The sequence below is a fragment of the Delftia sp. S65 genome (assembly GCF_016516495.1).
In the GTDB taxonomy this organism is placed as follows: domain Bacteria; phylum Pseudomonadota; class Gammaproteobacteria; order Burkholderiales; family Burkholderiaceae_C; genus Comamonas; species Comamonas acidovorans.
The window spans coordinates 1-11495 of the sequence record NZ_JACVUR010000047.1; the positions used below are offsets into that span (position 1 = coordinate 1).

The 11495-nt window shown below is 54.0% G+C and carries 10 protein-coding genes; 3 read left to right on the top strand and 7 right to left on the bottom strand.

Going from position 1 to position 11495, the window contains the following annotated elements; all coding sequences use genetic code 11:
* Positions 1-696 precede the first annotated feature (696 nt).
* A complete protein-coding gene (locus IAE24_RS25630; RefSeq protein WP_199961355.1) occupies positions 697-2745 on the top strand; it encodes a P-loop ATPase, Sll1717 family in 2049 nt (682 codons plus the stop codon).
* 474 nt (positions 2746-3219) lie between these two features.
* Here IAE24_RS25630 and IAE24_RS25635 read toward each other — a convergent pair whose 3' ends face one another.
* The 6 genes from IAE24_RS25635 to IAE24_RS25655 all read right to left on the bottom strand — a co-directional run bounded on the left by IAE24_RS25635 (position 3220) and on the right by IAE24_RS25655 (position 8180).
* Positions 3220-3627, bottom strand: a complete 408-nt coding sequence (locus tag IAE24_RS25635) for a hypothetical protein (RefSeq protein ID WP_128422679.1) — start codon at positions 3625-3627, stop codon at positions 3220-3222.
* Between the two features lie 446 nt (positions 3628-4073).
* Complete coding sequence (locus IAE24_RS25640) at positions 4074-5837, bottom strand: DUF2326 domain-containing protein (protein ID WP_046239493.1); 1764 nt, start codon at positions 5835-5837, stop codon at positions 4074-4076.
* Positions 5828-6058 (bottom strand): ABC-three component system middle component 6, encoded by a 231-nt coding sequence (locus IAE24_RS30760; protein ID WP_046239492.1) that lies wholly within the window; start codon positions 6056-6058, stop codon positions 5828-5830. Before IAE24_RS30760 ends, IAE24_RS25640 begins: the two co-directional genes overlap by 10 nt.
* Complete coding sequence (locus tag IAE24_RS25645) at positions 6045-7019, bottom strand: ABC-three component system protein (RefSeq protein WP_199961354.1); 975 nt, start codon at positions 7017-7019, stop codon at positions 6045-6047. Before IAE24_RS25645 ends, IAE24_RS30760 begins: the two co-directional genes overlap by 14 nt.
* A 384-nt stretch (positions 7020-7403) precedes the next feature.
* Positions 7404-7826 carry an ankyrin repeat domain-containing protein gene (locus IAE24_RS25650; protein ID WP_046239490.1) on the bottom strand — a complete coding sequence of 141 codons (423 nt, stop codon included), beginning with the start codon at positions 7824-7826 and terminating at the stop codon, positions 7404-7406.
* A gap of 60 nt (positions 7827-7886) precedes the next feature.
* Positions 7887-8180, bottom strand: a complete 294-nt coding sequence (locus IAE24_RS25655) for a helix-turn-helix domain-containing protein (RefSeq protein WP_199961353.1) — start codon at positions 8178-8180, stop codon at positions 7887-7889.
* Positions 8181-8321: 141 nt separating this feature from the next.
* On the opposite strand from IAE24_RS25655, the gene IAE24_RS25660 reads away from it, so the two are divergent.
* The gene (locus IAE24_RS25660) at positions 8322-8705 is read left to right on the top strand and encodes a hypothetical protein (RefSeq protein WP_199961352.1); all 384 of its coding nucleotides are present in this window, start codon (positions 8322-8324) and stop codon (positions 8703-8705) included.
* Positions 8706-8742: 37 nt separating this feature from the next.
* Here IAE24_RS25660 and IAE24_RS25665 read toward each other — a convergent pair whose 3' ends face one another.
* Positions 8743-9093: an ArsR/SmtB family transcription factor gene (locus tag IAE24_RS25665; RefSeq protein ID WP_012204227.1), complete on the bottom strand. Its 351-nt coding sequence runs from the start codon at positions 9091-9093 to the stop codon at positions 8743-8745.
* Between the two features lie 258 nt (positions 9094-9351).
* On the opposite strand from IAE24_RS25665, the gene fusA reads away from it, so the two are divergent.
* Positions 9352-11454, top strand: a complete 2103-nt coding sequence (gene fusA / locus IAE24_RS25670; RefSeq protein WP_199961351.1) for an elongation factor G — start codon at positions 9352-9354, stop codon at positions 11452-11454.
* Positions 11455-11495: the final 41 nt, after the last annotated feature.

Genomic DNA, 11495 nt, shown 5'->3' on the forward strand with positions numbered 1-11495 from the left:
GGATTATGGGGTGGGGGTGTGGAGGGAGTGTGTGGGTGGAAGCAGAGGGGGCTGCGATCGACCCGTTGGTGGTTTTGATCCGCGACCCATTGGCGTTGGCTTTGTGGCGATTGATGCTACTCATCAAGGCATAGCGAACGATCGGTCACAGCTTCATAGTAGTCATCCGAGTGCCAAATCTCGCGGCAGCCCCACGATAGGTTTCAGGTGGGCAGCCGAGAGTGACCGTCTGTACTGCCGGGAGGCTGCTGGAAGTCCGCTATCGCGGCTCATGAACTGGTACTACCGACCCTGAGCGGCCGGCTTACTAGTTTGACTAATCACCCCGAAGCGGCAAGTTCAAGAGAAAGGGCGATCGCAGTATCGAGCTGGGCGGTTCGTAGGACGGACGCGTTCGCGCGTTCAGGCGCCTGTAAACGAGGGTGACTTCGAGAGTTCGTTGCGCTCGTTGCCCGCGACCCTGCCGAACTGCTTGAAGTCGTGCGAGAACTACGATAAAGATAACTGAGCAGAGTGCCCCGCCCATTCAATTGCCTCTTACGATTTCACTGGGCTGGGCTAATTTGCCTTCCCGGGTCAGGGGAGTCGGACACTGATGTACTCCCTAGTACTCCAGCTAGGTTGACCTGATAGTCTGCCGAGATATGGGAGGCAAGCGGCCTAAGCACGTTTGCCAAAAACTACAGACAGGCATACATGAGCAACAAATTTGTTCTTCCCAAGCGTGCTTTGGAGCGCATTCACATTGGCCAAGCTTTCGCCGAGTACGACCTGATTCGAGACGAGCCCGAACTGTTCGTTTCGACGCCAGCGGCGCTAGCTGCGCTGGATCAGACCACCCAAAAGTGCTTCTTCATCGGACGCCGCGGAGCGGGCAAGACAGCAATAACGTATGAGTTGCTGCGCCGCACGCCGGACGCCATTCCCATCGTGCCGCAGATCTTCGACTTGTTGGAACTTCCCTTTGCGCATGAGGAGTTTCGGGACACCAGGCAACGTCCATTTAAGTCGTTGATGCACACTTTCGAACGGGCCCTCCTCGATGAGTGCTTTCGGCAACTGTTCCAAACACAGCGTTTCAGGAACAAGGGCTTGCCGTCAACGGTCACGAAAGAGCGCAATCTCATTGAAGACTGTGACTTCGATCAGCGAGTACTCAGCCTTACGCAGGAGATCTTTGACGCCTATGCCAAGTCTCAAGACAAGCTCTGGCTTAGGCAGATCAATCGCAGCAAGGAGCTGGGAGCAGAGCTCGCCTCACTGAGTGCGCAATCGGGATATCGCTTCGTGCTACTGATCGACCGGCTCGACGAGTCATGGGATGGATCAGATTCCGCCATCGTATGCTTGATGGCGCTTATGCATGCGACGGTCAGGCTCAGCGCGTCTTACCCTGCGGTTCGGCCTTACATCTTCATTCGCGAGAACATCTATGACCGCATCCGGGCGATCGATAACGAGTTCTCGCGCCTAGAGACCGCTGTCGTATTCCTCGACTGGTCGGAGCACAAGCTTATCGAGCTTGTTGAGCGTCGCATGGTCCGCGCCCTCCCGACCAAGCCGAAGTTAGGCGGTGAAGCATGGAATTGCTTCTTTGAAGAGGAACCAGACAGGAGCAGCAGGGCAGCTGTCATGTCTCTGTGCCAGCACCGTCCACGCGACATCCTGATGCTCGTGAGCTATGCCATCGAGTCTGCAGTGAACTCTGGGAATCAGAACATCCAGCTGCCAGACGTGGAGGCGGCCGCAAAGCGGTACAGCACCAGCCGCCTAAAGGATTTGGGCGATGAATTCGCCGAAAACTATCCAAATATCAGCGTCTTGCTAGAGCTCTTCTACGGCCTAGGGAATGAGTATTCGCTTTTAGGCATTGAAGACCTGATCGCTAAATTGCTTGTCAATGAGAAAATTAAGAAGCACTGTGCGGCCTGGTTTTTCGACTATACAACGGCAAGTCGCTTAATCGAGTTGTTGTACGGCATCGGATTCATGGGACTGCGGCGGTCTGGGCGAACTATATTTAAAGAAGCCGGAAAAGACTCCAATGCCAAGCTCCCTATTGATCAGGCGACTCACTTCGTGATCCACCCCACTTACCAGCCTGCACTAAATCTGCGCAATATCCTCATACAGAAGGTTTCGGAGGAAACGCCTCTGAAACATGAAGGTATTCTTGAAGAGCTACCTGAGAATTACCGGTTTGACCAGTACAAGGAGGAATTGAAGCGCACATTGGAGGATCTCAAGACTCTTCCACTAGGACACCCGGGCGCGCAGGCATTCGAGGAGATTGTAGGTCGCGTGGTGAAACTGTGTTTTTTCCGCTCGCTCACGAATACTCAACCCAAAGTCAGGATGGCCGACGGTTCTCAGATCCGAGATTGGATTGCAGCAAATCGAGCAAGCGGTGGTTTCTGGGATGTCGTTAGGACAAAATATGGTGCAACGCAAGTTGTTTTTGAATGCAAAAACTATGTAGACCTTGCTGCAGATGATTTTCAGCAGGTAAATTACTATTTTAGTGAAACTTTCGGACGGTTCGGAATTATTTTCTTTCGCGGCTCCGAGATCAAAGACTCCTATTTGCGTCACATATCAAATGTCGCAAACAAGAATCAGGCTGGATTAATTCTTGTTTTGACGCAGCGGGATTTGGAAGTATTTCTCCGTCAGGCGATAAATGGTGTTTTTAAAGAGACACATATACAAGATCGCTACGACTTCTTTGTTAGATCAATTTCATAAAATCGTACGAGCCAACATATCTTACTCTGGAAACCACAGGTTATCACTATTGTCTAAGACCGACTCCTATGGGTAGTTACAATGGATGCGTGCAATTCGACGGGATCCAAGAGGCTCCTGATGTATTTCCGCTGCTGACCGTTATCTCTAGTTCTCGCTGGCATCTGCTATCTGCCCCGTCCAGCACGGTCGAACCGAGCCTACGCCTGCGCGGCCATCAGTGAGCACTGCCGATTTTTCCGTCTGGTTCGCGAATTCCAGGTTGTTATCAACCCCGATGCCGAGGTATCTCATGCTCGGCTCAAGCTGGGAGTGTTGTAGAAACAGTTGAACCGCCCTGCGATTCTTAGTGCACCGGTAGATCAGTATTGACTTTGTCTACGCACAGAATGCGTGCCGTACTCGGCACGGTCTGGGCCGAGTTCTTTGCCCAGTCTAAGCATTGAAGTCCGTGTTGCAAGATCATTTAGTCATTTATTCAGAAGGCTTAAAGTACAAACCAACCCCGTAGCAAGAAATTGCGGCCAAAATGTACCATAGCGTTGCGCCGAGAAATACACTCACCAAAAGTATCGATCCGAAACTATAGAGCGCGGAGGCCATTTCGTCGAGGCCCAATTCCGCGAAGTAGAATGCGCGCTTCTGGTCCTCTTCATTCTTGCTCTTGTGCCTGATGATCGACAACACTAGGAAGAACAACAAGCCAGCCCCCAAGAGCATGAACAACTGACTCGGTTCGACAAGCTTGAGAAATTCTTCTTTCGGAAATGGCGAGGTCGGTGAACCGCCTCTTGCCATTGAAAGTCCACCAATGACGACTGGCATGCAGAGCCACATCAGTAAATTTGCACCGAGTTGATAGAGTGCTTTGTGTTTCTTCATTAAATTCCTACGACTGCAAACGATGGTTACTGAGGTGGCTAACGTAATGTCCCGCAGAATCTACGGAATAAACTGGAGTATGCAGGATATTCTTTCTGGATACTACTTGCCCCTGAAATCGGATTGCAACCGGGGTTTGCGAGCGTAGGAGCTGTCCAAAAAATCAGGTATAGGAATTTCGGCAACCCCCGGAAGCTTTCTCCGGCCCAACTATAGCCTACGAATTTACACAGCTGTGCTATCGATAGCCACATTTTTGGGGGCGGATCAATGACCGTTTTTACTAGCACACCCACTGTCGGCTTCGGATGGGCATGAGATAGCTGGAGGTGGGCATAAGTGGTCTTATAACTCGACCCAATCGCGAATTCTTGCAAAAGAAAATAGACTAGCGACGCAACGCCTACTTTGCGATTATCCCGCATCTGTACTTTACAGTTCTACTATCAACTTTCTGAATCAATACTGGTAAGAGGCGCACCGCCACTTTCAATGCGGAAAAGCTTGTCGTCCTGAGACAGCTTTACCACCAAATACTTTTCTTCATTCAGCTCTGGCGGCAACTTGTCGCGAAGAATGGATGCAACGAACTGCACGTGATTTGACTTACTGACAACAAGTTTGCCAATTCTTTGCAACTGGTTGTCGTGCATCAATTCTTTCTTGTCGTTCAGGAGAAAGTGGTAGCAAGGAATGCCTTCTTCGTCAGCGAACAGAGTGTAGGCGATATCGAAGCATGTGATTTCTCCCTGTTTTTTTCCTGAACTGAAATTCGTATTAAAGCAGGTAAATTGATAGACCTGTTGGCTTGTCTTTGCATTGGTGACTCGGTCAACTTTCAGTGCATATTTTTCGCCGTAAAGTTCATCAGAAACCGAAGCAAAATGGCGATTGAACTTTGCGAGTTGCGCTTCGATCGCCCATGTGGCATCTTTAGAAAAAAGAGAGCGGTCAAGTTCAGCCAACTCCGATCTGATGCCTAAAATTGAATCATCGACAGCGCTGATCTGCTCAATAACGGTCTCGAATTCTCCACGCATGCGATGGCGTTCGTTTAGTCTAACGACAATTGCCTCGATCTCCTCAAGCGTTCCTGTCTCCGTAATCTCGACGATGTTCTCTGACTCAGATCGGTTAAGGGCGTGCAACTCATTTTGCTTAGCGGAGATTTGTACTTCCAGATGCGGAAGATCTTTAGCGATGTATCGAACCTTCTCGTCAACCATTCTGTTGTGGAAGGATACGAGCTCTTCAAACGACTTCGTCAAACTGCCAAAGCGCTCTGACACTTCGCCATAAAGCTTTTTCAGCTCTGCAATGTCTATGTGGCTCTTCTGGGCACTGACTTCGTGGACGGCTTCGCGGACCAGGTCTCGTCGTAGACGCACTTTGGATAGCTCGCTAGCTACTACTCCCTTCCTGTACTTGATCTCGGCGATCCGTTGGATACGTACGTCGACGTCCGACGTTTGCTTGAAAGATGCTCTCTTCGCTTCTAGCTCCGTGATCTCATCCATCAGTAGAGCGAGCGATAGCCGGTATGCCGACTTCGTTTGCTTTGATTCCAGCTGTCGCTTAAATGTGGTCTCACTGCGAAGTTTTGCGAGAAGCTGTTGCTTTCTTTCCCCGTCCGTAAAGGAGCAGCCAAGCAGAAAAAGGTAGAGAGCTTCGTACTCATCATCCTTTGTCATCTGATGTAGAGTCTTTAGCGTATTGCTAACACTTGGCTCTTTATAGCGGATGTTGTGCGAGATGATTTGTGCAAAAGTTGGTTTTCTTCCGTAATGATCAGGAAATAGATGGTTTGTTAGAAATTCTTCAAATCCCTCCTGAGTGTAGTTGCGTCCATTTATCCGCCTGACCAGGTTTTTTCTTGGAAGAAAATTGCGTTCGATAATCAAATCACGCTCTGATGGCACATCGAAAGACTCGCACAGCGTCAGCGTCACGAGAACCTGCGTTTCTATAAGAAACTGCTTGACCTCGGTATACTCCGATTTTGCATTTTCAAGATCAGTGTAGACCCTGCGAGGATCGGCTCCTAAGCAGATGTCTATTAGCTTCAATACGGTGGTTTTTCCGACGTTGTTGCCGGTATTGTGTTGGCTATCACTTGGAGTCTCATCTACTATAAGATTTAATCCGGCATGAAACGGGATGTGGCGTATAAGGCCATCTTGATTTTCAATACGCAGTGACTTTAGGAACATAGGGTCACCTTGCCGTGCTCATTGAGGCTCACGCAGTTAGCAAGAAAAAGCCAGTCCAATGAAAGTACGAATAACCCCATCGTCAATCTGTCGTTTTCTTTTTTGGCGTTCAAGTACAGATCTATAAGCGAATGTTGGTCTGCGCTCCTAAGCACTTTCACAATGAGTATACCGTTGTACATCAGGGTATTTTCCGGATGGATATTTTCAGGTAGTAACATGCGATGCCCCTAAGCTGGACGGCTTCTTAAAAATTTTGCATCGAATAAATGCATCCACAGCGATCACGTTCACACTGAGACTCAATTCTTCAATGGGAAGTCGAGAAAAATTAGAGCTCCCTCTAATACTTTTTGTCACTTCCTCGACTATCTGAAAGAAGAGTTCGTCCCCTGAGTATTTAGTGCTCAGTCGGAGATATATATTCCTGAATGTATCAAGAACAGACTTGCTTTTATTGACGCCGCTGTTATCGAATTCTGTATAAATTCTGTCAACAATATGACTGTAGACTTTGTAGTCTTCAATCATGCTAGCTGCAGCATCCAGCTTATTAAAGACAATCTTCTCGTCTACGTTGAAATCTGCAATGTTTGTATCGCAAAATTTTGCAGTCAGATTTTCCTTAGCAATGACATTTATGATCGAGGCAAGATTGGACTCTTGAAGTATTCGATCGCCGCCGAGCTCACTCAGTTCTTCTTGCAGGTAGGCATAGACTTCTCTCTGCTTTGAGAGATCTAAATGTAGAATGATATGAAGAAGCGACGCTACGTCATAGACGTCAGTTGTGGGGTTGAAAACCAACTGATGCGGATTTGCGAATGTCTCGGTTCGAAGATGCGAGGCATCCTTTGATACTGACATAAAACGAAAGGAATGCCCTTTGTACGCAGACAAGTCTTTGCTCAGTGCTGCATTTACCTTCTGCTTCGTGGCAGTAGCGGAAACTTGAAGAACTACCTTTGCAGCAGCGTCAATTAGGTCAATGCCTTCAGCATTCTGAACGTAAACGTTCATATTTTTTAGCTGAAGTGAGTACAGCCGGTTGAGAAGTCCTGCGTAAAAATCTTCACAGTGCAAATGTAAATTAAGTATATTCAACTTACCCCGAAGTGCGATCCGCGTTGCTAGTACGGATAAGTGCTCCTCACATGCATCAAAAATGTGGCTTCGGTTCATTCATACCCCTTGCTCTCTTTTCTGTGTCTGATTGTACGCTTTGTACTTTGAGCACAGAGCCATCTTTTGATGCATAAAGGTGGCCGGGTGGTAGTGATGCGACGTCGCTGGCCGCTTTGGGCCGACACGAGTCAGCCAAAGGCATAAAGAATCGGTACTTTGGGTCGATACGCTATCGAGTGGTTGCTCTCAGGCATGAGTGTTAGTAGAAGGCCGGCAATGTTCAATGGCTAGTATTGGCCGCTGCGGTTGCTCAGGCGATGCGCCGTGAATGGCGCAGATCAGCCTGAAGTAGCCAGGCAGCCAGCGGGAGTTGAGCTGGCACCTTCCGGACGGCTGCCGACTTTGAATGCATGCCAGGCTGCAGGAGAACGCTCGACACTTTCAAGACTGGCTTACCAAGAGCACCCGTTCTACGCGCCCCGACCGATACGCCCGAGCAAAGTCAACCGCCGTTTCTCCCCTCTCAGTCTTCGCGCACACGTCGGCCCCATGCGCGAGCAGCCATAAGATGGCATCAAGCGGCTCATCCCCAGGAGCCTCTCCGCGCTGAATAGTCGAGTCGATTGAAAAATCGACGGCCGTGTGAAGCGCAGTCCAACCCTCCGCATAGGCCCGCCTCACATCCGCCCCGTACTGCAGCAGTAAGTCCAGGGCCTTCAAGTCGTTTGCACAAGCCGCTGCCATCAGCGGCGACTGGCCTTCCTCATCCATTGCGTTGGCATCGACGCCAGCCTCAAGCAGCCGTCTCACTTCGGTGATTTGCCCATCGTCGATGGCTTTCATGAGCGCACTGATGTCATCCATGCCCAACCTCCGGTCTCGGCCGTTCTTTTGGAAGTCTCGAAGCTCAGCGAGTCTCGGCTGCTAGTCCGCAGTCCCACCCCGCAGCTCCTCCTCAGCCCTCCCCATCACCTCAGCCGCGCCACACCCCAGCCCCCGCGCAATCTTGAACACGATGACCAGGGTCGGCATGTGCTCCCCACGCTCCACCTTGCCCATGTGAGAGCGTTCGATATCGGCGAGGTTGGCCAGTGATTCCTGAGAGATGCCGCGCTCGTTGCGAAGGGCGCGCACCGCCGCGCCGAAAGCCCGGGCAATGTCTGCATCAAATGAAGTGGCGCCGACTGGACGGCCGCGTTTGACAGGACGCTTTTGCATGGGCAAGAGCGTCAGTTTTTGATGCAATTTAAACCACGTTATATTTAACTCTTTTGTTGATCTTGGGCTGCTGCTGCCTTGCATCCGGCACAGCTCGGTACGAGGCCGAGACGCAGGCTTCAATCATCAGAGGAGGCTTCGATGGATCAAGACATCCGCACCGTTTCTCAACCCAACCTCGACGACCTGGCCATCGACGCCGTCCTGCACCTGGGCGCTGCCCTTGAAGTGCTGGAGCTGCACGCTCGCCACAAGGTCACGGCCATCAACTGCGTCTGCCGCGACCTGCTGCGCATCTACTACGCCAAGGCCGATCAGGCGCAGTCGCTGGAGCCGCAGGACAAGGAACTGCTGGGCCTGCTGCACGACACGGCAGTGGACCTGGGCTATGCCATCGAGGTGGTGGACCATCTGAATGGCGATGAGGCCGATGACCCCATCCTCTATGCCGTGAGCTATCTGCTCAAGGCGGCCAAGCGGTTTGCGGATGAGGGCGTTGCTGTGGCGCTTGCCGTGAAAGGGTAGGGCGCAGGGCTGCCGCCTGCGTTGCAGGGGCCTGGCTTCAGGGGCAGGGTTTGAGGTGGGCCGCCGTGGCCTGTTCGGTCAGCGGGTCTTCGGCCAGGGCCTGCAGCAGCGCATCCAGCAGGCCGGGAAAGCGCGCGTCCAGGTCTTCGCGGCGCAGGGAGAGCAGGTTTTCCCGGCCATCGGGGCGCTGCCAGATCACGCCGCTGTCGCGCAGCACGCGCCAATGGTGGGTCATGGTGGATTTGGACTGGCCCTGCAAGAGCGAGCCGCAGGCGCGCTCATGGCCTGCGGCCAGCGCGCGCACCACGGCCAGGCGCAGGGGGTTGCCCAGGGCGTTGAGCAGGTTTTCCAGGCGTATCTGTTCGCGGTCGGGGTGGTTGGCAAGCATGAATCGTCCAGTCAATGGGGCGCCACTGTGCCATGGAAGCAATGCCGTACGTCGCTGATGCGGCGTGGCGCGGGCAGTTATCTGGCAGACAGGGGCATGGCGTGGTGAAAACATGAATCGTTCTGCAAGAAGTTGCGGAAGATAGTACGATTGTCTTCGTACATTCAAATTGTCATTAACCCTCATTCAACCCCCGCGAGAATCCCAGCCCACGGCAGATCCACGCATCAACGCTTATCAGCACCCAGGAGTCCTTTCATGGCCCGCCATACCCCCATAGAACGCTATCGCAACATTGGTATCTCCGCGCACATCGATGCCGGCAAGACGACCACGACCGAGCGCATCCTGTTCTACACCGGGGTGAGCCACAAGCTGGGCGAGGTGCACGAGGGCGCCGCCATCATGGACTGGATGGAGCAGGAGCAGGAGCGCGGCATCACCATCACCTCGGCGGCGACCACCTGCTTCTGGAAGGGCATGGACGGCCGCTTTGACCAGCACCGCATCAACATCATCGACACCCCGGGCCACGTGGACTTCACCATTGAGGTGGAGCGCTCCATGCGCGTGCTCGACGGCGCCGTCATGGTCTATGACGCCGTGGGCGGCGTGCAGCCGCAGTCCGAGACGGTCTGGCGCCAGGCCAACAAGTACAAGGTGCCGCGCCTGGCCTTCGTCAACAAGATGGACCGCACGGGCGCGGATTTTCTGCGCGTGCGGCAGATGATGATCGACCGCCTCAAGGCCAACCCCGTGCCCATCGTGCTGCCCATTGGCGCGGAGCAGCAGTTCACCGGCGTGGTGGACCTGCTCAAGATGAAGGCCATCATCTGGGACGAGGCCACGCAGGGCATGAAGTTCGAGTACCAGGAGATTCCCGCAGCCATGGTGGCAGACGCCAGGAAGTGGCGCGAGTCCATGGTGGAGGCGGCTGCCGAGGCCAGCGAAGACCTGATGAACCGCTACCTGGAAGAGGGCGACCTGCCCGAGGCCGACATCCTGCGCGGCCTGCGCCTGCGCACCATTGCGGGCGAGATCCAGCCCATGCTGTGCGGCTCGGCCTTCAAGAACAAGGGTGTGCAGCGTCTGCTGGACGCCGTGGTCGAGCTCATGCCTTCGCCGCTGGAAGTGCCGCCCGTGGAAGGCCATGCCGAAGACGGCTCCATCATCGTGCGCCATGCCGATGACAGCGAGAAGTTCTCTGCCCTGGCCTTCAAGCTGATGACCGACCCCTTCGTGGGCCAGCTCACCTTTGTGCGCGTCTACTCGGGCGTGCTCAACAAGGGCGACAGCGTGCTCAACTCCGTCAAGGACAAGAAGGAGCGCATCGGCCGCATCGTGCAGATGCATGCCAATGAACGCCTGGAGGTCGATGAAATCCACGCCGGCGACATTGCCGCCTGCGTGGGCCTGAAGGACGTGACCACGGGCGAGACCCTGTGCGACCCGTCCGCGCCCATCGTGCTGGAGAAGATGGTCTTCCCCGAGCCCGTGATCGCCCAGGCCGTGGAGCCCAAGTCCAAGGCCGACCAGGAAAAGATGGGCATTGCCCTGTCGCGCCTGGCGGCCGAAGACCCGTCCTTCCGCGTGCGCACCGATGAGGAATCGGGCCAGACCATCATTGCCGGCATGGGTGAGCTGCACCTGGAAATCATCGTGGACCGCATGAAGCGCGAGTTCAACGTGGAAGCCAACGTGGGCAAGCCCCAGGTGGCCTACCGCGAGACCATCCGCAAGAAAGTCACCGATGTGGACGGCAAGTTCGTGCGCCAGTCCGGCGGCAAGGGTCAGTACGGCCATGTGGTCTTCACGGTGGAGCCCCAGGAACCCGGCAAGGGCTTCGAGTTTGTGGACGCCATCAAGGGCGGCGTGGTGCCGCGCGAGTACATCCCTGCGGTGGAAAAGGGCGTGGTAGAGGCCCTGACCAGCGGCGTGCTGGCCGGCTACCCCGTGGTGGACGTCAAGGTCACGCTGACCTTCGGCTCGTACCACGACGTGGACTCCAACGAAATGGCCTTCAAGATGGCGGCCATCTTCGGGTTCAAGGAAGCGGCGAGAAAGGCCAGCCCCGTCATCCTGGAGCCCATGATGGCCGTGGAAGTCGAGACGCCCGAAGACTACGCCGGCACCGTCATGGGCGACCTGTCCTCGCGTCGCGGCATGGTGCAGGGCATGGACGACATGGCCGGCGGCGGCAAATCCATCAAGGCCGAAGTGCCCCTGTCCGAAATGTTCGGCTACGCCACCTCCCTGCGCTCGCAAACGCAAGGCCGTGCCACCTACTCCATGGAGTTCAAGCACTACGCCGAAGCACCGCGCAACGTGGCTGAGGCGGTGATCAACGCACGGGTCAAGTAAAAGAGCTCCGCGCCACAGGCCAGGCCGTGAGGCCATGGCCG